General features: G+C 60.8%; 17 protein-coding genes. 7 read left to right on the top strand and 10 right to left on the bottom strand.

Annotated elements, in window-relative coordinates; all coding sequences use genetic code 11:
* Nucleotides 1–819 precede the first annotated feature (819 nt).
* The 4 genes from VFG17_RS11575 (at nucleotide 820) to qatD (ending at nucleotide 5646) form a co-directional block, all read left to right on the top strand.
* Nucleotides 820–2739: a KAP family P-loop NTPase fold protein gene (locus tag VFG17_RS11575; protein ID WP_325029625.1), complete on the top strand. Its 1920-nt coding sequence runs from the start codon at nucleotides 820–822 to the stop codon at nucleotides 2737–2739.
* Nucleotides 2740–3068: 329 nt separating this feature from the next.
* Nucleotides 3069–3635, top strand: a complete 567-nt coding sequence (qatB, locus tag VFG17_RS11580; protein ID WP_325029626.1) for a Qat anti-phage system associated protein QatB — start codon at nucleotides 3069–3071, stop codon at nucleotides 3633–3635.
* 110 nt (nucleotides 3636–3745) lie between these two features.
* A complete protein-coding gene (gene qatC, locus VFG17_RS11585) occupies nucleotides 3746–4912 on the top strand; it encodes a Qat anti-phage system QueC-like protein QatC (protein ID WP_325029627.1) in 1167 nt (388 codons plus the stop codon).
* Nucleotides 4909–5646: a Qat anti-phage system TatD family nuclease QatD gene (qatD, locus tag VFG17_RS11590; protein WP_325029628.1), complete on the top strand. Its 738-nt coding sequence runs from the start codon at nucleotides 4909–4911 to the stop codon at nucleotides 5644–5646. The genes qatC and qatD overlap by 4 nt, the downstream gene beginning before the upstream one ends.
* Before the next feature lie 23 nt (nucleotides 5647–5669).
* Here the strand turns inward: qatD and VFG17_RS11595 are convergent, their stop codons facing one another.
* From VFG17_RS11595 to VFG17_RS11605, 3 genes are all read right to left on the bottom strand, one after another.
* Nucleotides 5670–6251, bottom strand: coding sequence for a hypothetical protein (locus tag VFG17_RS11595; protein WP_325029629.1), 582 nt, complete (start codon nucleotides 6249–6251; stop codon nucleotides 5670–5672).
* A gap of 191 nt (nucleotides 6252–6442) precedes the next feature.
* Nucleotides 6443–7045, bottom strand: coding sequence for a hypothetical protein (locus tag VFG17_RS11600; protein WP_325029630.1), 603 nt, complete (start codon nucleotides 7043–7045; stop codon nucleotides 6443–6445).
* A gap of 73 nt (nucleotides 7046–7118) precedes the next feature.
* Nucleotides 7119–7307: a hypothetical protein gene (locus tag VFG17_RS11605; protein ID WP_325029631.1), complete on the bottom strand. Its 189-nt coding sequence runs from the start codon at nucleotides 7305–7307 to the stop codon at nucleotides 7119–7121.
* 162 nt (nucleotides 7308–7469) lie between these two features.
* Here VFG17_RS11605 and VFG17_RS11610 point away from each other — a divergent pair, with 162 nt between their 5' ends.
* Both VFG17_RS11610 and VFG17_RS11615 read left to right on the top strand, forming a co-directional pair.
* Nucleotides 7470–7706, top strand: a complete 237-nt coding sequence (locus VFG17_RS11610; protein WP_325029632.1) for a hypothetical protein — start codon at nucleotides 7470–7472, stop codon at nucleotides 7704–7706.
* Entirely contained in the window at nucleotides 7703–10162 is a 2460-nt protein-coding gene (locus VFG17_RS11615; protein ID WP_325029633.1) for an AAA family ATPase, read from the top strand. The genes VFG17_RS11610 and VFG17_RS11615 overlap by 4 nt, the downstream gene beginning before the upstream one ends.
* 400 nt (nucleotides 10163–10562) lie before the next feature.
* On the opposite strand, the gene VFG17_RS11620 is transcribed toward VFG17_RS11615, so the two are convergent.
* The 5 genes from VFG17_RS11620 to VFG17_RS11640 form a co-directional block, all read right to left on the bottom strand.
* Entirely contained in the window at nucleotides 10563–11489 is a 927-nt protein-coding gene (locus tag VFG17_RS11620) for a formylglycine-generating enzyme family protein (protein ID WP_325029883.1), read from the bottom strand.
* A gap of 77 nt (nucleotides 11490–11566) precedes the next feature.
* On the bottom strand, nucleotides 11567–13858 hold the full coding sequence (locus VFG17_RS11625) for an arylsulfatase (RefSeq protein ID WP_325029884.1): 2292 nt from the start codon (nucleotides 13856–13858) through the stop codon (nucleotides 11567–11569).
* A 56-nt stretch (nucleotides 13859–13914) separates the two neighbouring features.
* On the bottom strand, nucleotides 13915–16179 hold the full coding sequence (locus VFG17_RS11630) for a TonB-dependent receptor (protein ID WP_325029634.1): 2265 nt from the start codon (nucleotides 16177–16179) through the stop codon (nucleotides 13915–13917).
* 147 nt (nucleotides 16180–16326) lie between these two features.
* Nucleotides 16327–18657: an arylsulfatase gene (locus VFG17_RS11635; RefSeq protein ID WP_325029635.1), complete on the bottom strand. Its 2331-nt coding sequence runs from the start codon at nucleotides 18655–18657 to the stop codon at nucleotides 16327–16329.
* Nucleotides 18658–18913: 256 nt separating this feature from the next.
* On the bottom strand, nucleotides 18914–19609 hold the full coding sequence (locus VFG17_RS11640; protein ID WP_325029636.1) for a TetR/AcrR family transcriptional regulator: 696 nt from the start codon (nucleotides 19607–19609) through the stop codon (nucleotides 18914–18916).
* 154 nt (nucleotides 19610–19763) lie between these two features.
* Here VFG17_RS11640 and VFG17_RS11645 point away from each other — a divergent pair, with 154 nt between their 5' ends.
* On the top strand, nucleotides 19764–22121 hold the full coding sequence (locus VFG17_RS11645) for a membrane-bound PQQ-dependent dehydrogenase, glucose/quinate/shikimate family (protein ID WP_325029637.1): 2358 nt from the start codon (nucleotides 19764–19766) through the stop codon (nucleotides 22119–22121).
* A 284-nt stretch (nucleotides 22122–22405) separates the two neighbouring features.
* Here VFG17_RS11645 and VFG17_RS11650 read toward each other — a convergent pair whose 3' ends face one another.
* Nucleotides 22406–23152, bottom strand: coding sequence for a glucose 1-dehydrogenase (locus VFG17_RS11650; RefSeq protein WP_325029638.1), 747 nt, complete (start codon nucleotides 23150–23152; stop codon nucleotides 22406–22408).
* 55 nt (nucleotides 23153–23207) lie between these two features.
* Nucleotides 23208–25631 carry a TonB-dependent receptor gene (locus VFG17_RS11655; protein WP_325029639.1) on the bottom strand — a complete coding sequence of 808 codons (2424 nt, stop codon included), beginning with the start codon at nucleotides 25629–25631 and terminating at the stop codon, nucleotides 23208–23210.
* Nucleotides 25632–26065: the final 434 nt, after the last annotated feature.

The raw sequence follows: 26065 nt of genomic DNA on the forward strand, positions 1-26065 counted from the left end.
CCTCAGGGTGTAAACGAGATTCTTTACACCCTTTGACAAACTGGCCCGGAGTAGACTGTCGTCTTCTCAGAGTCGAAATCAGAAGTGTGGACATGCGTGGCGACGCTGAATTAGCGCTGACGATCAGATCCGCGAACGGGACACCTGCGCTTGCTCGGGACGCCTGACGGGCACGATGAACTCGGGAAGATCAGAGAGGCGTTGGTCATGGGAGGCCTGCGAAGCCCAATTTAACGCTTCAAGATTGTGACTAACTTCGGCAAAAAACCGCTCCTGATCCTGTAGCATCCCTAAGTTAACTAGATTTAGAGGTGCATGCCCGACGTTAACCGACTCATTTGTGCCGGCGACGTCTTCGATGTTTATAAAAGCGAGAACCCGCCCAGCCACCACGCTCCATTGCGTGTGGGCATATTGATTGCGCAATTTGAGACACAATCGGAGGTCGGAAATGGTGGCTCATAAACGGACCGCACTTTTCCAGCCGGAACGCGCTGTCGGGCAAGGGCGTCAGCCAAACTGAGGCGCTGAGACTCGCCGCGTGACCTAAACATCGCTTTGACGGCGGTCTCCCAATCGTTCAACGCGGCGCCGACCAGTAAGCACAGGTCCCACTCTAGTTGGCCATACCCGACGATCAAACGACCGACTATTGCTCCTTCCTCGGGAAATTGCGCGAATGCCCCCGGCATATTTAGTCGTAAGCTCATGAGCGGCCCTCCTGTCTGCACTGAAAATCCTCCTGGATTTAACGCAGTATCGGCTTGACGTTTGTAGATTAAATCGGAACATGATGCGAACATGGGGGTGCGGGTATAGATGTGGTCAGATAACGAGACTATTCGTGACTTGGTCAACTTTTCACATGTCGCAGATATTGCAGCAGAAAGAATAGTCGGCGCGAAGGGCGAGCCCCTGTCGGTTGGCATCTCTGGCGACTGGGGTGTGGGCAAGTCGTCGATGATGAAGCTGCTGCGCACTTCGCTCAGCAAGCACGAGGATGTCGAGTTCCGTTTCGTCGAGTTCAACGCGTGGCTCTATCAGAACTACGACGATGCTCGTGCCGCTCTGATGGAGGCGATTGCTGCTGCTGTCGTCGAGCAGGCAGTCGCGAAGAAGGACTCGCTTTCGGAGACCGCTCTAAAGCACGCCCGCAGCCTGCTCGGTCGCGTAAAGAAGCTCAGGCTGTTGGGTCTTATCGGCTCTACCGCGATTGACATCTATTCCGGCGGTCATTTTACGCCGTTCCTCGCGGCTGGCGTGGGGACCGTAGGTGGATTGCTCGACGGTGACGTCACGGGCGACGACATGGAGAAAGCCCGGAAGCTCGCGACCGATACCTACCAAGGTGGGAAAAAGCTGGTCGGCGACAAGGCGCCGGAAAAGGTGTCTGAACCGGAAGAAGCTGACACGCCCCGCAAGGCGATTCAAGCCTTTCGCGATGATCTGGAAGCAACGCTTGCTGAGCTAGGCGTTACTCTAGTGGTATTAATCGATGATCTCGATCGCTGCCTGCCCAAGACCGCGATCGCGACGCTCGAATCGATGCGTCTGTTCCTCTTTCTGAAGCATACCGCGTTCGTCATCGCCGCTGACGAGGGCATGATCCGGCAGGCCGTGCGATCGCATTTCGAGAACGCAACACTCGATGACGATCTGGTAACCAACTATTTCGACAAGCTGATTCAACTCCCCATCCGCGTACCCGCGCTCGGCACGCAAGAGGTTCGGGCATATCTGATGATGTTGTTCGTCGACGCCGACCCGGATCTCGACGGCTCAGTGAAGGACACCATCCGTGAAGCGGTATGCAAACGCCTCGCTCAATCCTGGACAGGAGCCAGGGTCGACAAGGCTTTCGTATCTGAAGAGATCAAGAATTGCCCACCGAAAGCCGAATGCCCGCCCGGCCTGCTGAACCGCCTCGCGCTTGCCGAGCGCATCGCTCCGATCTTGACGACCTCGCCCAAAATTCGCGGTAACCCACGCCTCATCAAGCGTTTCCTGAATACCTTGTCGATGCGCAGTTCTATGGCGCGAATCCAGTCGGTGACCGTGGACGAGGAAGTGCTGGTCAAGCTGCTTCTGTTCGAACGCTGCGGCGACAAGGATGCCTATGCCGAGCTGCTTCGCGCAGTGAACGAGTCCGAGGACGGTTACGCGGCGTTCCTGGGAGACATGGAGCGTCGGGCCCGCGGCGACAACACCGCGCCTGAACTGGAGAAGCCATGGAACGAAGCCTTCCACATGAACTGGCTCAGGCTAGATCCTCCGCTCGCGGATAAAGATCTACGCGGCGCCCTTTATGTCGGACGAGAAAGCCACCCGATCATCTCCCGCGCTGACGAATTGTCGTCGGAGGCGATGGAGGTACTCGACATGCTCCTGAAACTGAATTCGGCGAGCCCAATTGTCGTCGATGAGATAGCAAAACTGTCGAATCCGGAAATCGGCCGGATCACAGACAAGATCATCGTGCGGGCGAGGAATGAGACTGCTTGGGGTACGCCTCCGATTCTCAATGCGTTGCAGGCGCTCGCCGCCGTTTCGTCGCCTTCCGCCCGTGTAGTCGTCGCCTTCTTCAGCGAGGTACCGTCGAGTCAGATCAAGGCATCCATCGTGCCGCGTCTCGCAGCGATAGCTTGGGGACAGGAGGTGCTCACGGCTTTCCACAAGCGAGGTGACTTGGCCGGTCCGGCCAAGAATGCGGTCACGAAATCGTTGAAAGGGCATAAATAATGGGAACGTCCGCTTCCAGCCGCGGCCCAGGGTCTGGGCCCGACATTCCAATCGTGCCGCCCTGGGTAGATAATCCGCCGCCCGCACCGCCTGCGCCTCAGCCGCCGCAGCTAGTACCTGCGCCAGCACAACCGGCTACGTCACCTTCTCCACAGGTGCCCCCAACACCAAGTCCTCAGCAGCCTCAACCACTGCTCCAACCCGAGCCCGAAACCGCAGCGCCTGGCCGGTGGCGGGGGGTAAGGACATCGCTCGGCAAGTTCGGGGGTGGCGGTGACGATCGCGGAAGACATCTACATCGTGGTCTCGGTCACTACTCGAGAAGCGGTATGGGGGGCAGCCGCAATGCTGCGCGCCGGATGGGCGGCTCGGCCAGAACAGCCGGCATCCTGCACAACGCTCTCACCTCGCTGGCGAACGGTGAGCCGCTCCCACAGGAGCTTGGGATTGATCCACTCGCCCTCGCCGGGCTGTCACCTTCAGAGATTGCTGACGCGCTCGTCGATGCCATCCGCCCAATCGATGGGACACAGGACGCAGAAGCCACGCGAGATTCAGTCGCGCGAGCACTCTCAGACATTCTGGATCAGAATGCCGATATTACCAGCCTTACACCGCAACAGATCGATCAAGTCACGGCCTCGACTCTCGGATACGACGTTGCTCTGCGCATTGAGCTCGATGTCGGGAAGGCGATTATCGCCAAGGCCTCCACGAAAAGTGAGGGGCTAGAGCGGCTCCAAGAGATGAAGGATTATGTGCGCGAAGTTGTGGCTGCCGAGTACGCAGCGGAACGCACCAGCGTTGGTTCTGTTGGCCGTGCAGCAATTGAGCGGATTTCGCGCAATGCGATTCAGCAGGCATTCGAAGTGTTTGAGGAGGATGGCGAGCTGTGATCAGAGTCTCATGCCTTCCCGAAGATCTCCCGGATGAAGCAGGGTGCGATCTGCGGTTCGATATATATTCCCAATCACGTCTCGCAGGACGCGGGCGGGTCGGAAGCCTCGTGCCGGGCCGTGTTCGTCGGCTTGGCCTGCGGCCATCGGTCGATGCTTGGGACTTCACCTCATTTGCGATTGCAGTGGTCGCTGCCGACGAGGCGGTATCTCGCGAGCGTAGTCCAGATGGATGGACGCGTGAGATCGGGCTGACGGTTGCCGTCTCCTCTCCGGATTTCTGGAACTCGCAGCGCGGTCGGCTGACCCAGGCGCTCCGCTTCCTCTCAGGAGACATCTGGGAATTGAATTTTATCGGGGACGGCGCTGCTCCGACGACCAGTGATCCGATGCGACTGCGCAACGAGGACATGATCTGTTTGTTGTCGGGCGGCATGGACAGCCTGATCGGCGCAATCGACGTCGTTGAGGAAGGACGCAACCCGCTTTTCGTAAGTCAGATGGCGAAGGGAGACACCGCGAACCAAAAGATGTTCGCGCAGACTATCTCACCTCATAGCCTGCACCTTCTGCTCAACCATCATGCCCGACCGCCTGGGCCATCCGAACGATCCCAGCGCGCCCGCTCCATTGCCTTCTTGGGCTTCGGCGTGCTGGCGGCGACATGCCTGCGGCGACATCACGATGGCGATGAGGTCGAATTACGCATTCCGGAGAATGGTTTCATCAGCCAGAACGTCCCACTGACTCCACTGCGCACTGGGAGCCTCAGTACTCGCACGACACATCCATATTTCCTGCGCCTTATCCAAGATACGCTCGATGCGGCTGGCTTACGGGTTCGCGTGAACAACCCCTATGAGCATAGCACGAAAGGCGAAATGCTTTTGGGTTGCACGAACCAGTCTCTTCTAAAGCAACTGGTTGGCGATTCAACCAGTTGTGGGCGCTATTCCCGCACGGGCTTCCAGCATTGTGGTCGCTGCGTCCCCTGCCAAGTGCGACGCGGCGCCTATCTGGCTTGGGGGCAGGACGATGACACCGTTGGTCGTTACAAATACGAACAGTTAGACCAAGATGACGTCCGCCACGCCCGGTTTGATGACGTCAGATCCGTCGCCATCGCTGTTGAAACGGTGAGCCGACATGGCATCGAAGAGTTGATCGGCGGTGCGATGAATGCCCGTTTACTCGGTGACATTACCCTCTATCGAGAGGTCGTCCGGCGTGGCATCGCGGAACTCTCCGCTCTCCACGCCCACCTAGGTGTCCCTTGATTGACTTCCATTGCCATCTTGATCTGTTTCCTGATCCTCAGACCGTCCTTGAGGGAATCGATGCGAGAGGGACGTATGTATTGGCGGTCACGACCACGCCCAAGGCTTGGCGCGGGACAAAGAAGCTGGTTGGCGATCGCAAGCGAGTTCGGGTGGCACTAGGTCTGCATCCTGAACTTGTTGCACACCGGCATCAAGAATTGCCCCTGCTATGCGGCCTCCTTCCCGAAGCTCGATATGTGGGCGAAATTGGAATTGATGGTAGCCCGCCACATAGAGATTCGCTCGACTTGCAGAAAGCGGTCTTCGATCGCATCCTCACTGAATGCGCTGCACTCGGCGGACGCGTGATGACGATCCATTCCCGCGGTGCGGCCTCAGCAGTTTTGGATGCGTTAGAACGTCGACCGAACGCCGGCGTTCCTATCCTTCATTGGTTCAGCGGCAGTACGAAGGAATTGACCCGGGCGGTTCAAATCGGATGCTGGTTCTCCGTAGGCCCCGCAATGCTGAAATCTCGAAAAGGCCGCGAATTGGCCAGCGCAATGCCGATCGATCGGATGCTGACGGAAACGGATGCACCTTTCGCACGAGACGGAGAGCACCCGTTGATGCCGTGGCAGGCATATGATTCTCTACTCGTGTTGGAAATGCTTCATGGAGTAGATCAGAAGACGCTCGCCCTGCAGATGAAAAAAAATCTGAAACGGCTTGCACAATACGCAACGGCTTAGGTTGTACGTGTCCCCCTGCAGCATCACTCGGCGGTAGGGTAATAACGGTACGTCTTGCCGTCCCAGCGCCGGTATACGAAGTCCCCATCGATGGCGGCATTGATGGACGTCAAGGTGGTCTTCAAGGCCTTGCGCTTGAAGCCATGATCGACCAGCCGGTTGTACAATATCGACCACGCGAGACAGGAATCCGAAAACGTCACAACGTCGGCGGTCGATCCGAACAGGTAACCGAAAACGACCCCCGCCTTGGTCAGTGCCTTCGCCAATTCGCCGTCACCGCCGCCGCAGGTTGCCATCACCAGCGCCTTCTTCGGACCCGACGCGGGCCGCACCAATTCGGCAAACTTCGCCCAGCTTAGCGGGGTCCCGTTTGTCATTTGAATGCCTTTGGAGTCGCCGTGTGACGAAAAATGCAGAACCTCGAAATCGCCCTCGGCAGCTTCCTTTATTGCCCGCTCGACGAGCGTTGGCGTGAAGGCAATCCGATATTCCGTTTTAATGTCGAGAATCTTCAAAATCTCGTTGGCCGCATGCCCGTCCAAGCGTCGCTCGTAAAAATCTTTGGAATGCAGCGACTCCGCAATGAAAACACTTTTGAGCATGCCTGCCCCTTCCCCCAATTTATGGCGCCTGCCTCAGCGCGGCTTTGGGGTGCGAATAGCATAATAAGAAGGACGGAAAACCCGGCGCCAAATATAAGCCCAAGCGTCTGCCCGTTCACTCAGGCTCGTTCTCATCGCAAATGGCGGGAAGGCAATCTGTCCACGACGTGCGCCGAAGTAGGTAAGTCCGCTCATGGCTCCAACGAAGCAATTTCCTCGGCAGTCATATTCTGTTGCCTGAGTTCGAGAATCTCATCTCGCGAAAACGAAATCGCTTTGTAAGGATGCATCCCGGATAACAGCCGTTCGCGCAGTCGACGATTCCAGGCGATGGTGAAGGCAGGAAAGCGCCGGACACCCAAATCGATCTCCTGACCATTGCGGATGACGGCGATACGATCAGTCTCTTTGATCCACTCGATCTTCGGATCGGGAATGAAATAGATTTCGGGTTCCTGGGCGCACGACGGCGTGATGCAGCAGTAGCGTCCATCCGACACGATCACACTGTGCAACACGAAATCAAGTCCCTGCAGCCACCACCCCGTCACCGCCTTCGAGCCGCCCGTCTGATCATGGGCTTCATACCACCAGCAATTTTCATGACAGCGATTGGCCGGCATGCGCATCCAGGCCATATCTTCGGGCGACATGCGCGGAACAAGCTCGAGGTCTGCATCCAGCAATTCTTCGACCAGCGCCGCTTCCCAAGCGCTCGGAGGGGCCATCCAGCTTTCCGCCTGTTCGAGCAGTCGCCGTCGTTCCGCTTCCAACCGTCGCGTCCCTTCACCCACAGTTTTTCCTCCGCCCCGAGCACTGAACCAGTCCTAAGAGCCACCTCCAAGCAAAACTGGTATGACCTTAAAACTAGCGGACCGAAACCGCCTCCCGTTCCAGCTCGCCAGCGATAAAAATCAGGCGTTGAATATACGGATGAGAAAGCCCGAAACACCATCGATCGGGGAGGTCCGACTGTGCATTCGCAAACGGCCCCAAAGCTGCGGCGGACGGACCAGCAATGGTGCCCATCCGGTCTGCGCTATGTTCCTTGGTCATGGCATCGCTCCTTCAAACCTTGCACGCATATAGAACAAAACAGGAACATTGTCAATATTCGCCACAAATCGGGACTCGTTCATCTCATTACGTTCGAACTGGTTCCAATTGATGCTTATCTCCTCTCAGGCTTGCGCTATCGCGTCGGCTTGAGGGGATCCCATGGCCAAAAAGACATATGAATTCGCGATCGACGATGCGTTGGGCACAGCCGATAATCTCACGGCTTTCGCCAATGAACTGGCGGGCGATGCTCCGCTCGCCGCTGCATTGACGCCCCACCTGGAGCCGCTTGCATCCGGACGCACCCTCGACTCCGCGGCGATCTGGAACTTGCTTTTCGAAGCGAGCGCCGCAGCCGTTCCGGCGCCAGCCGATGGTACGGACGGCACCGAATGACCTGGCTCCTCCGTCAAATTTCGATCGAAGGCTTTCGCGGCATCAACAATGCCGGTTCGCCGCTTGAACTCAGCTTCCACACCGAAAAAGTAAATTCAGTCTTTGCGCCGAATGGCGTCGGAAAGAGTTCAATTTTCGAGGCTGTTACCTTTGCATTGACGGGAGCCATCCCGAAACTCGACGCGCTTCCCGCCGCCGAGCAAGGCGGCTCTTACTATCTCAATCGCTTCCACCCCGGCAACAGCGGAACAATCACGCTCTCACTCCAACCCGGGCAAGCGGGTCCTGCGATCGACGTCAGCGTGATGCGTAGCAGCGCCGGGGTCAGAACCGTTACTGTCAGCGATGGCCGCGACGGCGAAGCCTTGCTCGGGGAACTCAACCGCGAGTTCGTACTTCTCGATGCCAAGACCTTCCAGCGCTTCATCGACGATACGCCCCTGAACCGCGGCCGATCCTTCTCCGGGCTTCTCGGGCTTGGCCAATATTCCGCTCTACGCCAGTCCTTGCAAACACTCGCTAACACGCGCGCGTTCAACAATCACTTCGACTTCAACAGCAAGAATGGCCGCAAGCTACTGATCGAAGACCAAATTGGTCAGGAGCGCGCTGCCATCCGCGAATCCTATCTTCACCTCGTTGGCGAAGATGCAGGCCACCTTTCGCACGCCGAATTACAGACCAAGGCGCATGCGATTCTGTATAACATACCCCTCATTCAGCCGAGGTGCGCTGGAAAGACTTTCGATCAGATTTCGGCGGACGAGTGCCTCGTGTCGGTGCGCGAAGCCGAGGGCGGCCCCGACCGGGATCGTCTCGCCCAGCTGCTGCGCGACGAAGATTGGTGGAACAAGGCGATCGCCGCCTTGCCGACAAGCGACCAGGTTACCGGGCTCGTCGATATCGCCCGCGAACGCGACACGGCGCTCGCGCAGACACAGGGCGAGACGTTTCTTCGCCTTTACCGCACAGCGAAAGAAATCACCGAGAGCGACGCCTGGGCCGACAAGTCCATCTGTCCGGCGTGCGATCGAACAGGCGAAACCTCAGTCCTCGACCACGCGAGGCACAAGGTCGCACTTTACGACGCGGTGACCGCCGCATCCGACAAGCTCCTCAAAAGCTGGGCGGCCGCAGATTGGGATAAGATCGGGGAACTGGAAAAGTCATTGCAGCAAGAGGGTGAAGCGCTCTTGATCCCGGCGGCCAAGTCCGGAATTGCAAAACAGGAATTCACCGAGCCGACCGCGATCCACCTGCAAACCCGCGTCGATATCCTGCGCACCCGCGCCGCATCCGCGCTCGCGGCAACCGTGGCGGCAAAGGATGAGATCGAAAAAAGGCTCCCCGCATCGCTGGTGGCCGTGACCGAAAAGGTCGAGGCCGCGCGCCGGCTGCAGACTGCCTTCACGAAGCTCGATCAACTCCTGGCGGCGCTGGCAGCGCTCGACGTCGAGCTCGACCGTATCGAGCGCGTGCGGACCTTCCTTGCTGATGCATCGGGCGCTTTCTCGCAAGCCGAGTCCGAGGCCGCCGCACGGCGGCTCGCGGCGGTGGAACCGCTATGCCAGGATCTTTTCCAGAACATCATCTTCGATCCGGTGGTACCTGCCATTTCGAAGCGCGCGGGTGGCGAGGACCTCCAGCTTTCGCTCGCAATGTTCCACGACCATAGCAACGTCTCGGCCCAATCGCTGCTTTCCGAGAGCTTCCGAAATGCCTTTGCGATTTCGGTCTATCTGGCGGCCGCGTCGCTCTATTCGGGCGCCGCGAAATTTCTGCTCTTGGACGATGTGACCTCGAGCCTCGACGCGGGCCATCAATTCCATTTGATGGAAGTCATCCGGACCCGCTTCAGCCGCCCCCTCACGCTCGATGGTCCGCAGGTCATTCTGCTCAGCCATGACACATTGCTCGAGAAATATTTCAATACCAACGGCTCGACGGCGGGCTGGTCGCATCAACGGATCGAAGGGACGCCGAGGACTGCGGTGCTGCCGCAGTCGAATGCGGTCAATCGCGTTCGCGACGCCACGCTCGACCTGCTCAACGCCGGTAACGCGCAGGACGCCGCGCCGCGCATCCGTCAATATATCGAGTATATGCTCGAAGACATCATCATACGGTGCAAGATCCCGGTACCAATGGATATCGCGCTCGGCGACGATCGAAGAATGGCGGGCCTTTTGATCGGCGCTATCGACGCGCAGGTCAGGTTGCATGGCAACGCAAACAGTCTCATTCTGACCGCGGCCCAAGTGCAAGGCCTCAACATCGCGGTTGCGACGATCACCGCAAATTTCCTCTCGCACTGGAGCAGTGGACAGACGCAGGCTTTTGCACCCGGCGCCTTGTTGGGGGTGATGCAGGCGATTGACAATTATGCCCAATGCTTCAAGTTCGAGCCCGCCCCGGGCCAAGGCTTTCGCTATTATCGGTCACTCAGCCAGCAATAATCGGATCGGCGCGGCCATCTTGGCGGAGACAAGGCGGACAGGCCATTTGACGCGATTACGGCCCCGCACGCTTCCGAATATCCCACACGGGAATGCCGGTTCCCGGGAAAATGATGCCCCCGGCAGGCAAGGCCTCACGGGTTAGATCAGCCGCACAGCCTACGCCAAGTCGAAGGTCGGCTTTCGGGTGCTAGCCGACGCTGGTCGCAATGGCCGACATGAGGCGCGTAGCTGAAATTGTGACCATTCTCACCTGTCGCACCTCTCCCCAACTCGGCCCTTTTGGATTGGGAGAGTATACACCGTGGTCCATGTACGCCGTCGGTTCGAGCACGGCCAAGCAACTCGCGCGTTGCATTGAGCGCGTATCGCTCTGGGCAACGCACAATCCTCCTGCCCTTTAGCCGCCTGTCTGACGGACGACGCAACGGAATCCGATATGGCTGGTGGCATCATCGACAGGCTGCGGATGCCTCGCGGCGGGTCGGTAACGCTGACAATAGTTGGGTGCGCACAGGTGCGAGCCTCCCTTCAGGACCTTGCGCCCGATCCTGACCTCGGGAGTGCAAGGGTCGCGGCTCCCGACTTCCCTTCCCCCTCGCGGATTGGCCGGCACGCAGCAGGCGCCCTTGAATTTCTTCTTGGGGATCGACGGCAGTGACCACCAGTCGAGTGTCCATTCCCAGACGTTGCCGATCATGTCGAACAGCCCATGATCGTTGGCCGGATAGGTGCGAACGGGCGACGTCCTTTCCCAGCCATCGGGCGACAGATTCTCGTAGGGAAACATCCCGTGCCAATAGTTCGCCAGCACGGCGCCGTTCGGGGCGAGCTCATCGCCCCAAGCGAACTCCCGTCCGTCGAGCCCTCCACGCGCGGCGAGCTCCCACTCGGCCTCGGTCGGCAAGTCCTTGCCCGACCATCGCGCAAAGGCGAGAGCGTCCTGATAGGCGACCTGGACGACGGGATGATCCTCCAGCCCTGCCAGATCGCTGTGAGGCCCCCAAGGATGGCGCCAATCGGCGCCAAAGCTGAAGCTCCACCATTGGGTAAAGTCGTTCATGCGGAGAGGGCCGCACGTCTTGTCGAAGACCAGCGATCCCGGCCGCGCCATCTCAGGCGGCATATCGGGGTAGTCGCGCGGATCGGGTGCGATTTCGGCCAAGGTCACATGGCCGGTCGCCTGAACAAAAGCCGCGAATTCCCGGTTGGTTACAGGCGTCTCGTCGATCCAGAACGGATCGACGCGGACCTTCCTGACCGGGCTTTCTTCGGGGTAGAAGCTGTCGGACCCCATCGCGAAAGAGGCGCCGGAGATGAACCGCATCCCCGGCCGCGCATCGGCGAGATCGCGCATATGCTGTGGGTCATTGGCAGCCATGGGGCTTCGTTCCGTTCCGATCCTCAATCCGCCACGGTAAAGCCGACCTCGTTCACCTTGCCTTGCAGAACGCTGCCGTCGATCGTGTAGGCATCGTTGACGGGTGTAAGCGTGTCCAGCCCTATGTCCATTCCCTCGCGCAGCGAATTGCGCGTAGCGATCGTGCGCCCGGCGTGGACCGACGCGGCATCCCGCCCATCCACGAATAGCCGGAATTCGCCGCCCGATCCCGGGACCGGACGGGCGATCCGGAACGTCAGGCGCACCCGATGACGACCGGCGGACAAGGTACCCTCGGCGCGCATGCTATACTGCTCCGCCCCCAGCGCATTATAGTGAAAGACCGGCACGCCCCGTTCCAGATACAGGGCATAGCCTCCAAAGCGGCCGCCGTGGGTGACGATCACACCATTGGCCCGGTCGCGATCGATTTCAACATCGGCTTCGATGCTAAAGGACTTGCCGACCAGATTGGGCGCCGCGGTCGTCGGCAGGCGCGATATCGCGCCCCTGAAGATCAGGTTGTTCCCCGTGGGTAGTGCCGACGGGCGCCCTTTGGCCCCCTCCCAAGGCGCGTGAATCGGCAGGATATTGTTCGCTTTGGCCTCGGCCCAGAACAGGGCCTGCATGTCCTTCAGCTTCCGGGGATTGCGCTTCGACAGATCGACCGCCTGCGCATAATCCGAGCGCAGGTCGTAAAGCTGCCATTCGCGATCGGCAGCGCCCGACTTCTGGTTCGGCTTGAAGAAGTCCCACGGCGCCTCGAGCGGGACCGTGCCGGCCCACCAGCCATCATGGTAGATGCCCAGATTCTGCATCGTCTCGAACACTTGCGTCCCGCGGCGCGATGGAGCAGCGGCGTCCGCGAAACTATAGACCATGCTGATCCCATCCAGCGGCTTTTGTCGCACGCCGTCAAGAGTTTCGGGGGCCGCGATGCCCGTCGCTTCCAATATCGTGGGAACGATGTCGGATGCGAAATGAAACTGCGGCCGCACGGTTCCGACATCCTTGATCCGCGCTGGCCACGACATGACCAGATCGTTGCGTACCCCGCCGAGATGCGAAGCGGTCTGCTTGTAATATTGAAAGGGCGCACCCATCGCCCAGCCCCAGCCGGCTGGATAATTGCCGTAGGAGGCGGCGCCGCCCAGATCGTCGATATGAGTCAGCATTTCTTCGACCGATTCGTCGAACCGGTTCATGAAGGCCTGTTCGAAAAGCGATCCGGTGCCGCCCCCCTCCGCGCTGGCGCCGTTGTCGCCCTGGCTGAAGATGACGAGCGTATTGTCCAACGCGCCCGACTGGCGCAGCGCCGTGATCAGCTTGCCGATCTGGGCGTCGGAAAATGCGAGCTGCGCGGCATAGACTTCCATCATCCGAGCGAACAATCGCCTCTGCTCCACCGAGAGCGACGACCAGGCCGGCAGGAAGTCCGGCCGCGGCGTCAGCTTCGCGTCCGCCGGGATGATGCCCATGGCCTTTTGCCGCCGAAACGTCTCTTTGCGAATTTCGTCCCAGCCAGCGTCGAACCGCCCCTTGAAGCGCGCGATCCATTCCCGGGGCACATGATGCGGAGAATGGGTCGCGCCGGTCGCGAAATAGATGAAAAAGGGCCGCTCTGGCGACAGTTGCCGTTGCTGCCGGATCCATTGCGATGCGTGATCCGCTAGGTCGGCGTCCAGCAGATAGCCCGGCGAACCGGGCGGCGCCACCGGTGTCGTACCGCTATAAAGGGCGGGATGATATTGATCGGTGTCGGCACCGATGAAGCCATAATAATCTTGGAAACCCATGCCCGTCGGCCAGCGGTCGAATGGGCCTTCGGGCCCTTCCTCCCAATCCGGAATGAGGTGCCATTTCCCGAAGGCGGCGGTGCGAAATCCCGCCCGCAGCAGCGTTTTGGCAACCGTGCCCGCCGACGGCGGAATGAATCCGGTGTAGCCCGGATAGCCAGTCGCAGCATTGGTGACGCGCCCCATGCCGACATTGTGCGGATTGCGTCCGGTTAATAGCGCGGCGCGGGTCGCCGAACAGATCGCGCTGTTGTGATAGGCGTTGTAGCGCAGCCCGCGGCTGGCCAAGTCATCATAGACGGGCGTCGGAACCGGTCCGCCAAAGGTCGAACTGGCACCGAAGCCGACGTCATCGGTCAGGATCACCAGCACATTGGGCGTCCCCTTGGCGGGCACCGCCGCCGTCGGCCAGGTCACGGAGATGTCTGGCGCCGACGTTTGCGCCAAAGTCGGCACGAGCGGCGTCAGTGCGAGCGCCGTCAGGCTTGCTGCCCAAATGGGGCGGAGTTTGCCTGTCACGCATGCCCCTTTCCGGAAGGGGGCAGCCGCGGTCCACCGCGGCCGCCGAAAGCTGGTCAGAACCTGAATGTCACGTCGGCGCCATAGGTCCGCGGCGCGCCATAGGAACCGCGGATCCCGGTGCCGGCCGCCACGACGTCGTCGAAATAACGCTCCTTGAACAGATTGTTGACCCACAGGCCAACCGACCACCCGCCGTTGCCGGGCTCATATCCGATCCGCCCGTTGACGAGGTGATAGGCTTTCTGGCGCAGCACATCGGTCGATGGGTCGGCGACGAAATCGAAATTATAGGCACCCTTGTAAGAATAGGCGATGTTGACGGGTATCGTCCCTGATCCCGCCGGAATGGCATAGTTGAGCGACGCATAGGCCGAGAATTTCGGCGCGCGCAGCAATTGCTCGCCCTGCGCATCATAAGCGATATCGATCATGCCGGGCCCGCTGCCTCCAGGCTGGAGGGCACGAAACACCTTCACCGTGGCAAGGTCGTAATTGCTATATTCGGAATGCTGCCAGGCAAAGCCGCCGGACAGGGTCAGGTCGTCCGTGACGCTCCAGTTCAAGTCGGCGTCGACACCATAGAGGCGAGCGTTCGCGGCGTTCTGGGTGATGATCACTGCGCTGCCCTCGGTGGCCGCGCGCGACACCTGGAGATCCTTATAATCGTAATTATAGCCCGAGAGCGTGAGCCGCACCCTGCGGTCGAACAGGCTGCTCTTCAGGCCAAGTTCGTACATGTCGAGCACCTCGGGATTGACCGGGCCCGGGCCGCCATAGGGATAGTTATAGCCGCCGCTTTTGAAACCGCGCGCGAACTTCGCGTAGAGCAGGGTATCGGCGAAGCTATACTCGATCGTCGCGGTCGGCGTGAACTTCGACCAGGACGCCTTGTCCGAATTGGAGGGCGAAACGGTCGGAATACCCAGATAGTCCGAGGGCGTCAGGTTGACCGATTTCTTGTCGGTCGTATAGCGCCCACCCACGACAAGTTTGAGCGAATCGGTCAGATTCCAGCCTAGCTGGGCAAAGCCCGCATAGGAGGTGGTTTCGACGCGTTGATGCCCCTGCGAAAAAAGTCGCGTACCATTATCGATAAAGATATCGTAGCCGACCTTGTCCTTGAAGAAATAGGCGCCGGCGATCCATTCGATCGGGCCTCCGTTGTCCGAACTGATCTGGACTTCCTGCGCGAAGGTCTTCGCCCTTTCCTGGATGAAGGCATCGACCAGCACCGTGCTAGTGCCGTCGCCGTCGAAGTTCAGCACATTCTTCAGATTGGCGTAGCTGGTGATCGACGACAGGCGCGCGCCGCCAAGGTCGATTCCCAGATCGAACTCACCGGCAAACTCGCGCTTGGTGATCGGCTTGGTGACCTGCGTTGACACCTGCTTCAGGCCGATGCCGGTGGTGCCACCGCGAACGATCCCGGTGTGATATTGCAAGGGGCCGAGCGCGACCGTGTCGTTGCCCGCTTCGTCATTCTGCCGCCAATAGCTCAGCGTCAGATTGGCATCGACGGTGCCATTGTCGAAACGCGCCTTGCCGCGCACCGCCGAGAGGCTCTTGTCATCCCATTCGCGCCGTCCGCGCGGGTCGATGTTGGCGGCAAAGCCGTCCCGCTGTTCTGTCAGTCCCGCGATGCGAATCCCGAAATTGTCGGACAGCGGCATGTTGCCCATCGCTTGCGCCGTCAGCTGATTATAGTTGCCATAGCCGATCTTGAACATGCCCTCGGCATCGTTGCTCACCTCATTGGTGATGACGCGGATGGCGCCCGCCGACGCGTTGCGGCCGAACAGCACGCCCTGCGGTCCCTTCAACACCTCGACCCGTTGGACGTCGAAAAGGTCCATCGAGATCGCGGTCTGACGCGAGATATAGCGTCCGTCGATATAGGTCGCGACGCTGGGATCGAACCCGTTCTGAAGCAGGCGGCTGCCCACGCCGCGGATGAAGGGCTGAACGTTGGGACCGGTGTTGTTGATGACCAGTGCGGGGGTCGCGACCTGAATGGCCTGAACATTGGTGATGCCCGAGGTCGCGAGCGTCTCGCCGCTGAAGGCCGAAATCGCGACGGGCACGTTCATCAGGTTTTCGTTGCGGCGTTGCGCCGTGACAATGATGTCGCCCCCGGCCGGGTCGGCCTGCGCCGCCTCTTCCACGGGTTCGGTCGACTGCGCCGGTGCCGCATCGCGAGCCGGATCGGCCGTTTGCGCGCTGGCGGCCGCGGGTACCGCCATGATCGCGAGCGGCGCCAGCAGGGTACCCGTGCGTGCGCTCGAAAGCCATTCGCGGCGCTTGCCAAAATGCTTTTTCATAACCCTCTCCTCTACCCTTTCCGTCGCGAAAGGCGGCGGCGTCGGTTCGCCCGGTATTCCGGGTCGAGAATATGTGTGTGGTCGCGCGCCTCATCCTTGGGAGAGGTGGCCCACCGTGAAATCCGCGCAGCTACTCGGCGCAAATGCTCATTTTTCCATGTCAAAGGTGACGCTCGCCAGTTCGCCTTGGAACTTGCTGGTCGCGATCGTGTAATCCTTGTTGACGGGAGAGATCGTATCCTGCCCGACGTCGAAGCCCTCATAGAGCGATATGCGCGCGAAGAGCGTCGCGTCGATCCGTCCGGAACCGACCTGCTTGCCATCGACGAACAGCGTCATCGTGCCGCCCGATCCGCCCTTGGGCTCGTCGCTCTTGAACACCGCTTTCAGCTTGTGATTGCCCGCGGTTATCGCCTGACCACCACGCACCTGATATTGGCGCTGACCGATCGCATTATAGTGGAAAACCGGCACACCTCCGTCGAGATAGAGGGCATAGCCGCCGAACTTGCCGCCATGCGTCACGATCACGCCCTCGGTCTGCGCATCCTTCAGCGTCATGTCCGCAGTGATGCTGTAGCTGTGGCCGATCGTCTCCGGCGCCGCGCGCGGCGGCACGCGGGTCAGGCCGGGCTTGAAGGTGAAGCTGGTGCGGTTGCCGCGCATGGTCGGGACGCCAGCGGCGCCTTCGGTCGCGCTGTGGATCGGCAATATCTTGTTGCGCGCCGCCTCCGCCCAGAAGATCTGCTGCATCTCGAGCAGCTTCTTGGGGTTGGACTTGGCGAGATCCTTCGACTGCGAATAGTCTTCCGCGATATGATAGAGTTCCCAGTTGCGATCGTTCGGATCGCTGGTCCCCACCGACTTGAAGAATTCCCACGGGGCATTGGTCGGCGTGGTGCCCGCCCACCAGCCGTCATGATAGATGCCCAGATTCTGCATCACCTCGAACACCTGCGTGCGCCGCCGCGACGGCACCTTTGGCGCCGTATAGGTATAGGCCATCGAAATGCCGTCGATCGGCATCTGCTGCGCGCCGTTCAGCACCGTCGGCGCCCCGACGCCCGTCGCTTCGAGGATCGTGGGAACGATGTCGGTCACATAGTGGAACTGCGGCCGCAGCGTGCCCACATCCTTGATTTTCTGCGGCCAGGATATGATCATCCCGTCGCGCAGCCCCCCGAAATGCGAGGCGGTCTGCTTGTAATACTGGAACGGGGTGTTCATCGCCCAGCCCCAGCCCGTCGGATAGTTGCTGTAGGTCTCGGGTCCGCCGATCTTGTCGATATTTTGCAGCAGATCCTCGAACGGCTCGGCATATTGGTTGATAAAGGCCTGCTCGTAGAGCGAACCCTGCTGTGCGCCTTCGCCGCTCGCGCCATTGTCGCCCTGCACGAAGATGATCATCGTGTTGTCGAGCTGCCCCTCGGCCTTGAGGTGATCGAAGACCCGTCCGATCTGTGCATCGGCATAGGAAAGCTGGGCCGCATAGGCCTCCATCTGCCGCGAAAAGACTCTCTTCTGATCAGGCGAAAGCGACGACCAGGCGGGAATGAAGGGCGGCCTGGGCGTCAGCTTGGCGTCTGACGGGACGATCCCCATCTTTTTCTGCCGCGCGAAACTTTCCTCGCGCATCGCGTCCCAGCCCTGATCGAACTTGCCGCGAAACTTCGCCAGCCATTCGGGCGGCGCCTGGTGCGGCGCATGATTGCTGCCGGTCGCATAATACATGAAGAACGGCTTGTCGGGCGCCAGTTGCCGCCGTTGGTCGATCCACGTTACGGCGCGGTCGGCCAGATCCTTGTCGAGGATGTAGGTCGGATCGTCATGCGGCGGTTCGACCGGCGTCGTCCCGTTCATCAATGACGGCGCGAACTGATCGGTGTCGGCACCGATGAAGCCGTAATAATAGTCGAAACCCTGCTGCGTCGGCCAGCGATCGAACGGTCCGACCTGGCTTTCCTCCCATTCGGGGACCAGATGCCACTTGCCGATGGCCGCGGTCATATAGCCGTTCTGCTTCAGAATTTCGGCGATCGTTCCTGCCGATTTGGGCATCACGCTCGTATAGCCCTCATAACCGGTCGGCGCGTTCGTCACCGTGCCCATTCCGACCCTATGCTCATTGCGGCCGGTCAATAATGCTGCGCGCGTTGCCGAACAGATCGCCGAATTGTTGTAGCCCGTGTAGCGCAAGCCCCGCTGGCCGAGCGCGTCGAAGTTCGGCGTCGGAATGGGGCCGCCATAGGCCGTCGTCGCTCCATATCCGACGTCGTCGGTCAGGATCAGGATCACGTTCGGCGCGCCCTTCGGTGCCTGCGGCGACTTCGGCCAACGCGCTTGCGTATCGGCGGCGACCCGTCCTGCAAATTCGGAGGTCGGAATCTGTGGCTCCGGCAGCACAGTCTGGGCCATCAGCGCGGCCGGCATCAGCGCTGCGACCCCGGCCTGCAGCCTTAGTGCCGCCTTCGAACCCAACGACCGACCCAAAGGGCGAGACAGCATCGCAGATAGTCGGTCACGAAGTCGCAAGCGCATTGTTCACTCTCCTGTCGCCGAGCCGTTTTCTGGCCGGCTTTTCTTGGGCAGTGGGCAGCGCGACTCGTGGCGCCTTCGACCGCTGAACATTGCCTAATTGAAATTAGGTTTTAACGCAAGTGATACATTATGAAACTTGCGCGTCGGCAGCGTGTCCGGCCCTCACCGTCGCTACTGCAGAGAGTTTAGTGGCTGCTCAGGCCTGCGAGGTCGGCATGCTCCGAACGGCGTTGCCGGAGAACGGCGCTGACATGGCCGACGCGATCTGTTCGAGCGTGTCGGATAAGGCCACGTCCAGCCCCGGACCGGCGCCCTGCTCGAACGACTTATGGTTTATCAGGACGGCAAGAAATCCGAGCACGGCGACGATCAGGCGCCGGACGATCACATCCTCCGGCAAGTGATCGAGACGCGCGCGAATCAGTTGCTGCACCCGATATAAATTGACCGGCGCCGGCAGTTCGGGCGGATCGGCGATCGGACCGACAGGCGGCCGGTATCGCAAAAGATATTGAGCCAGAAACTCGGCGTAGCAGTAGCGGCCGTCGCGATCCGCCAAATCGATATGCGGCAAGCAGATGATATCCATCAAGGTCCGCATGTCGTCCAAGAGCCCGCCATCTTCGGCCCGTTCCAGCATCGCCCCGCGCCGCGCCTCCATCTGGAGCATGCGATGGGTGAACAGGCCTTGCAGAAGCTCGTCCTTACCGCCGAAATGATATTGCACGCTCGAAGTGTTCGCCAGGCCGGCCGCCGCCGAGATTTCACGCAGCGACGTTCCTTCGATACCCCGCTGCGCGAAAAGTCGTTCCGCCGCGATCAATATCCGCGCTTTGGTCCGCTCGCTTCTCGTCACGCTCTGGCTCCATTCATCCTGTTCGGGGCCGGACATTGTATCTCGGCTGCAGCTTGGTCGGACACACCATGCTCCCGCGCCATCGGCATTGACAAGTTCGAATAGCAATTCCAATCTAATCGTAATTAGGCTTACGGCTCCTGAACAATAGCGAGGCAGGGGACGAGAACGGCGGAGAAGGATGTTGGTGATGACGCTGGCCGGAAGCCGCGACGATCGGTCGCTCGCCATTCGTATCGGCGCCCTAGCGGGGACGCTGCTCGTCGTCGCCTTGGGGCTCGCCATGCTGGTCGGCGGCATTGCGCTGCTTCGGCTCGGGGGAACATTCTATTACGCGCTGGCGGGCGTGTTGTTGCTTTTCGCCGGCTGGCTGCGCCATCGCCGCGATCCGCGCGGCAGGATGATCTATGCCGCCTTCCTGTTCCTGACCCTGCTATGGTCGGCGTGGGAGACCCGCGGCAACCCATGGGGCCTGCTGCCAAGGCTTCCTGTCCCTCTCCTCCTCGGCCTGCTTTTCCTTCCCCAACGCGTTTCAAGGCTTTTGTCGCGCCGGCCGATAAGATCAGGAGCAGCGGCGGCGATCGCCATCGGTTGCACCCTCCTCGCCCTCGTCCTGTGGCCCGAGACGAGAGCCCCCGGCGGCCCCACGGTCGCGGGCGGCCGGGCGACGGCGGCAGACGCAGGCTGGGCCCATTTCGGCGGCAGCCTTGCAGGAACGCGCTTCAGTCCCGCCGACGCGATCACGCCCGCTAACGTCGCCGACCTGAAAATCGCGTGGACCTGGCGGGTCGGCACCGTGAACGAGATCGGCAAGGGCGGGTTGCAAGCCACGCCGATCAGGGTCGGCGACGCGCTGTATCTGTGCACCGGCGTCAATGATATCGTCGCGCTCGACGCGGAGACGGGGCGACAGCTGTGGCGCCATGACGCGAATGTCGACCTTACCGGGGTCAAGAGCGCGGGTTGTCGCGGCGTCGCATATTACAAGGTTCCCGGCATGACCGGCGACTGCAGCGAACGGATCATCACGAATACGGTCGACGCCCGGCTGCTCGCGGTCGATCGCCGTTCCGGACGCCGCTGCGCCGACTTCGGCCGAAACGGCGAGGTATCGCTGCTCAAGGGCATGGGTGTCCGCATTCCCGGCTACTATTACCCGACCTCCGCACCGACGATCGCGCGTGGTCGCATCATCGTCGGCGGATGGGTTACCGACAATCAATATTGGGGCGAGCCGTCAGGCGTCATCCGCGCCTTCGACGCCCGCACCGGCCGCTTCCTATGGGCTTTCGACGTGGGCCGGCCGGACGATCATGGCGAGCCCGCCGAGGGCCAGACCTATACGCTCTCGACTCCCAACAGCTGGGGCCCGATGAGCGCCGACGAGACCTTGGGCCTGGTCTATGCGCCGCTCGGCAATCCGACCCCCGACTATTACGGCCGACAGCGGCGTCCGTTCGACGAGAAATACGGGACATCGGTGGTCGCGATCGACCTCGAGACCGGTGCATCGCGCTGGGTGTTCCAGACCGTGCATCACGACCTGTGGGACTATGACACGCCCGCGCAACCGACGTTGATCGACATCGACATCGCCGGCCGACCGCGCAAGGCGCTGCTCCAGCCGACGAAGCGGGGCGAGATATTCCTTCTCGATCGTGAAACCGGCAAGCCCATCGCGCCCGTCAAAGAGCGTCCCGTGCCCCAGCACGGCATCGTAGATGGCGAGCGACTGTCGCCGACCCAGCCCTTTTCCGCGATCGCCTCGCTCGCCGGCCCGCCACTGAGCGAAGCGGCGATGTGGGGCCTCACGCCGCTCGACCAGCTGTGGTGCCGCATCAAGTTTCGCGAGGCCCGCTATGACGGCATCTTCACGCCCCCCGGCCTGACGCCCTCGATCACCTATCCCGGCTATCTCGGCGGCACCAACTGGGGCGGCCTGACGGTCGACGCGCGCACCGGGCGGCTGATCGTCAACATGAGCCATGTGCCCAATTACACGCAATTGATCGCGCGCCGGGAGGCCGACGCCATGGGTGTCGAGCCGGTCCGCCCCGGCGGCAAGGGCAGCTTTGCCGTCATGGCACAGATGGGCACGCCCTATGCCGTCACCAACCATCCCTTCCTCTCGCCGCTGGGAGTGCCTTGCAATCAGCCGCCCTTTGGCCGGATCGCATCGATAGACATCCGAACGGGCAAGATCATGTGGGCCGAAACGCTCGGTACGACGCGCGATGCAGGGCCTTGGGGTATCGCTTCGCATGTGCCGCTACCCACCGGCATGCCCAATACGGGCGGTCCGACTTCGACCGCCGGCGGGCTCACCTTCGTCGGCGCCACGCAGGACCGGGCGATCCGCGCGTTCGAAAGCGCCACCGGCCGGCAGCTTTGGACGGCGCGCCTGCCGGCGGGCGGACAGGCGACCCCGATGACCTACATCTCGCCGCGCAGCGGCCGGCAGTTCGTGGTCATCTCGGCGGGCGGCAACAAGCTGCTCGGCAGCAAGCTGGGCGACACGGTCGTCGCCTTCGCCCTCCCCGAGCAATAGCTGCCGGCGCCAGGCCTGATGACTTCCGCCCGCGTCGCTCGCTTCAGGACGTCGGTGACGTCGGGCTGGACGTAGCTGAAAATTCAAAGCTGACAGGAATCTATGCGTTTGGAGGAATGACGAAAGAGAGAAAGAACGCGTCCGCGATCGGTCGTTTCCAGTCATCCGAAATGATCACGCCCCAGACAGGCACAGCCGCCCGGCGCTGGAGCGAGCCGGGCAGCGCCATGTTTCGACGCCCGCACGATCATTCTGATGTCGCGGACGCCTACCTTCGCTTGTCGTCAGTGTGCGAGCATTCCGGCATCGACCAGATATTCGGCGCCGGTCACATAGGATGCCTCGTCAGATGCGAGGAACAGCACGAGGGCCGACACTTCCTCAGGCGCGGCGATCCGGCCGAGCGGGATTTCGCGCAGGGCGTCGCCGCCGCCTTCGTCGGTTGCCTCGACCATCATCGGCGTCTGGATGAAACCCGGGTGGACCGAGTTCACCCGGATATTGTCCTTGCCATATTCGACGGCGACCGCCTTGCTCATGCCGCGCACCGCGAACTTGCTGGCGACATAGGCGATGCTGGGAAAGCCGTAATTGGCGGCCATGCCGGCGATCGACGAGATGTTGACGATCGACCCGCAGCCGGCGCGCAGCATCGCCGGCAGGACGGCGCGCATGCCATAAAATACCGAATGCTGGTTCACCTGACAAACCTGATCATAACCTTCGTCGGTAAGGTCGGCGGTCGAGGCCATGGGGCCAAGAATGCCGGCATTGTTGACGAGGATATCGACCCGGCCGAATTTCTCCTCGGCGGCCGCAACGACCTTGTCCCAATCCTGCGGCGACGTCACATCCTGTTCGAGGAAGATCGCCGCTGAGCCGATTTCCGTGGCCAGTTGACGACCCATGTCGGCACGCAGATCCGTCAGCACGAGCTTGGCGCCTTCGCGGGCGAATATCCGTGCGTGCGATTCCCCCATGCCGCGCGCCGCACCCGTGATGATCGCAACCTTGCCGTCCAGACGACCCATATTTCTGTCCTATCTTGGAAAAAGCCCTGCCGGACGAACCGGCAGGGCAAGTGTATCAGAATTTCACCGAAATTTCGGCGCCGAACGTCTGGGGCTCGCCCCAGATTGCGGTGTTGAACCCACCGCTAGCGCCTTCGACATATCCCGAATTGTAGTAGAGCTTGTCGAACAGGTTCTTGGCGTAGATGGCAGCCGAGAAGCCGCTGCCGCTAATATCGTCCCAGCTCAGCCGCATGTCGACCGTGACATAACCCGGCAACTGCGTCCGCGGCGTAATCGAACCCTCATTGTTGGAGAAATAGGTCTTGGTCTGCCCGAACACGTCGGTCCGCAGGTTGACCTCGCCCAGATCCTCGGGGACCGGCAGCCCGATCACGGTATAGACCGAACCGGCCCATTTGGGAGCGTCGGTGTAGGTATCGAACGGGATTGTCAGGCCGGCGACGCCGGTGGCGGCCGACAGGTCCACGACATTCTTGGTGAACTTGGCGTCGGTATAGGCGCCGGAAAATCCGAATTCGAACCATGACGCAGGTTTGAAATTGCCGTCGAATTCGAAGCCCTGGATGCGTTTCTCTGGCACGTTGACCGTGAAGGCGGCCGGATTGCCGCCCACCAGCGCATAGATCGAATGCTGGGCATTCTTCACGATCTGGCGATAGGCCGCGATGTTGAACCGCGTTGGCATGTCGCCGAGATAGCCGGCGAATTTATAGCCCAGCTCGAAATCGTAAGTGGTCTCGTTCTTGAAAAAGTTGGTATCGTTGAACGGCACGACCGCGCCGTTGAAGCCGCCCGCACGGAAGCTGCCGCGCTGGGAGAAATAGACCATGTTCGACGAGTCGATCTGATACTGAAGGTTGAAGGTCCAGCTTGGGTCTTTGAGCTTGGCCTTCTGACGCAGCGGCGTGGTGCCGGTGAGATTGAACAGGCTTCCCTCAATCTGGTCGAGCCTCGCCGTTTCCCAGGTGTAGCGGCCGCCCGCGGTCGCCTTCAGCTTGTCTGTCAACTCGTAGCTGAGCTGAGCGAACAGCGCTTTCGATTCCGACCGCTGGTTGTAGAAATAGGCAATGTCGGCCAGCGGCGTCGCCAGTTCGTCGCCGACGATGACGGGAATATATTCGCGCTTCTTGGTATCAGAATAAAAGGCGCCGACGATATATTCGAGTGCCCCGGACTTACCCTGCAATTGCAGCTCGTTCGAAATGGCCTTGACCGAAAATTCCTCGCCGCCCGGCCGGCCGTTGCCGAGGCCGCTGCGGTTATAGAGGTTGAGCGACCCGAAGGGCGAGCCGGAGAGAATGCCAGGGGTCCGCGCGAAGGCGTCGGCCCAGTTGAAGATATTCTTCAGCGTGAGATCGTCGCCGATTTCCAGCTCGGTCGTGTTGGTGACGAAGGCCGTGTGCGCCTTGTGCGGCAAATCATAGCTCAGCCAGACTTCATAGGGATGCTGCTGTTGCCACGCGAGATAGCCCGGCACCGCGCCGGGCCAGGTGCCTTCGCCTTCCGGACCGTCGCCGAGCGTCGGCGCAAAGGGGCTGTTCAACCCATAAACGCAATCGAGGGTCGCCGTCAGCGTGTATCCGTTGTTGGTCTCGCCGCAGGCGTGATAGGAGTAAAGGCCCCCGGCGCCTTCGCTGCCGCCGAAGTCGCTATACTGCGCCACGGTGGTGTTCTTGAAGCCCGACGACGGCTCGATCACCAGGGTCACGCGGCCGGAAACCGCGTCGGTGTCTCCCAGCGTGCTTCCGGTCCTGGCGTTGCGGATATAGCCGTCCTGCTTGTTCCAGTCGCCGGCCAGACGTACCCGCACCGCTTCGGAGAGAGGGATATCGAGCGCACCCTGGAGCTGGATATAGTCGCGTTCTCCGCCCTTGATCGTTGCATAGCCCCCGAACACGTCGCCGGGCTTGGTGGTTTCATAGAGGATCGCGCCGCCCGTCGCGTTGCGTCCGAAAAGGGTGCCCTGGGGGCCCTTCAGGACTTGAACCGAGCTGAAATCGAAGAAGGCCGTCGACGTATTGCCGGCGCTCTGGGGCGCTTCGTTGATATAGGTCAGCACGGCAGGGCTGGATCCGGAAAATGGATCGAGCGTCTGACCGCGCAGCGTGAAGCTGATCTGGTTCGAATTCTGGCCACTCTTCACGATCAGGCCTGGCACGAGCGCGGCGAGATCCTGTTCGCTGGACACGTTGCGATCCTGCAACATCTCGGAATTGAAGGCAGAAACCGAAACCGGAACCTTGGACAGCGATTCCTCGCGGCGCTGCGCCGTCACGACGATGTCGCCAATATTCTCGGCGGGGTTCTCCGCCGGGGACGCGGTGGAAACCGCCTCGGTTTCAGCGTCGGTCTGCGCTGCGGCGGGCGTGACGCAGGCCAGTCCCGCGAGCACGGCGACGAGCGACCCCGATACCGTCAAGGCACCTTTTCCGCGCCGCACCGATCCAGTGTTCGTCGAGCAGATAGCTTCCTTCATCGTCATCCTCCTCAAGATCATTTTTATCGTTCAGAATATGAAATGCGGCCGGAGAGCAGGCCCGGGCCATGACGGGTAAGCCCGGTGCTGTCGGCGAGGCGATCCTGGGGAGCGTTGCCGGACGGATGCGCCACGCCGGGGGTGCCGCAGAGATTGCGTTGATGGTCCATCCATCCTCTCCCGTGAAGCCGCCCGCTTTGCGCGGGTCGAAGCTTTTGCCATCGCGAGTCCATCTCGGACCGACGAACAAAACCTAATAGTAATTAGTCATGATGGCAAGCACATTTAAGTCATTTGTTTGCATGGGTGGTGGCGCAGTCGATTTCGTCTCGGCAGCGCATTAAAGGCCAGACAAACCTTGATTTTATGTCAACTTCTACGGCGGATGAGAAAAGGTTCTACCGCGAATGCCTCGGTAGATATCCGTCTGCCGA

The sequence above is a fragment of the Sphingopyxis sp. genome (assembly GCF_035686825.1).
Taxonomy (GTDB): domain Bacteria; phylum Pseudomonadota; class Alphaproteobacteria; order Sphingomonadales; family Sphingomonadaceae; genus Sphingopyxis.

Excerpts from the sequence above, each read along its gene's own strand:
- VFG17_RS11575 (WP_325029625.1), top strand. The coding sequence starts at position 820 with ATGTGGTCAGATAACGAGACTATTCGTGACTTGGTCAACTTTTCACAT.
- qatB (WP_325029626.1), top strand. The coding sequence starts at position 3,069 with ATGGGGGGCAGCCGCAATGCTGCGCGCCGGATGGGCGGCTCGGCCAGA.
- VFG17_RS11595 (WP_325029629.1), bottom strand. The coding sequence starts at position 6,251 with ATGCTCAAAAGTGTTTTCATTGCGGAGTCGCTGCATTCCAAAGATTTT.
- VFG17_RS11605 (WP_325029631.1), bottom strand. The coding sequence starts at position 7,307 with ATGACCAAGGAACATAGCGCAGACCGGATGGGCACCATTGCTGGTCCG.
- VFG17_RS11610 (WP_325029632.1), top strand. The coding sequence starts at position 7,470 with ATGGCCAAAAAGACATATGAATTCGCGATCGACGATGCGTTGGGCACA.
- VFG17_RS11615 (WP_325029633.1), top strand. The coding sequence starts at position 7,703 with ATGACCTGGCTCCTCCGTCAAATTTCGATCGAAGGCTTTCGCGGCATC.
- VFG17_RS11620 (WP_325029883.1), bottom strand. The coding sequence starts at position 11,489 with ATGCGGTTCATCTCCGGCGCCTCTTTCGCGATGGGGTCCGACAGCTTC.
- VFG17_RS11630 (WP_325029634.1), bottom strand. The coding sequence starts at position 16,179 with ATGAAAAAGCATTTTGGCAAGCGCCGCGAATGGCTTTCGAGCGCACGC.
- VFG17_RS11640 (WP_325029636.1), bottom strand. The coding sequence starts at position 19,609 with ATGTCCGGCCCCGAACAGGATGAATGGAGCCAGAGCGTGACGAGAAGC.
- VFG17_RS11645 (WP_325029637.1), top strand. The coding sequence starts at position 19,764 with ATGACGCTGGCCGGAAGCCGCGACGATCGGTCGCTCGCCATTCGTATC.
- VFG17_RS11650 (WP_325029638.1), bottom strand. The coding sequence starts at position 23,152 with ATGGGTCGTCTGGACGGCAAGGTTGCGATCATCACGGGTGCGGCGCGC.
- VFG17_RS11655 (WP_325029639.1), bottom strand. The coding sequence starts at position 25,631 with ATGAAGGAAGCTATCTGCTCGACGAACACTGGATCGGTGCGGCGCGGA.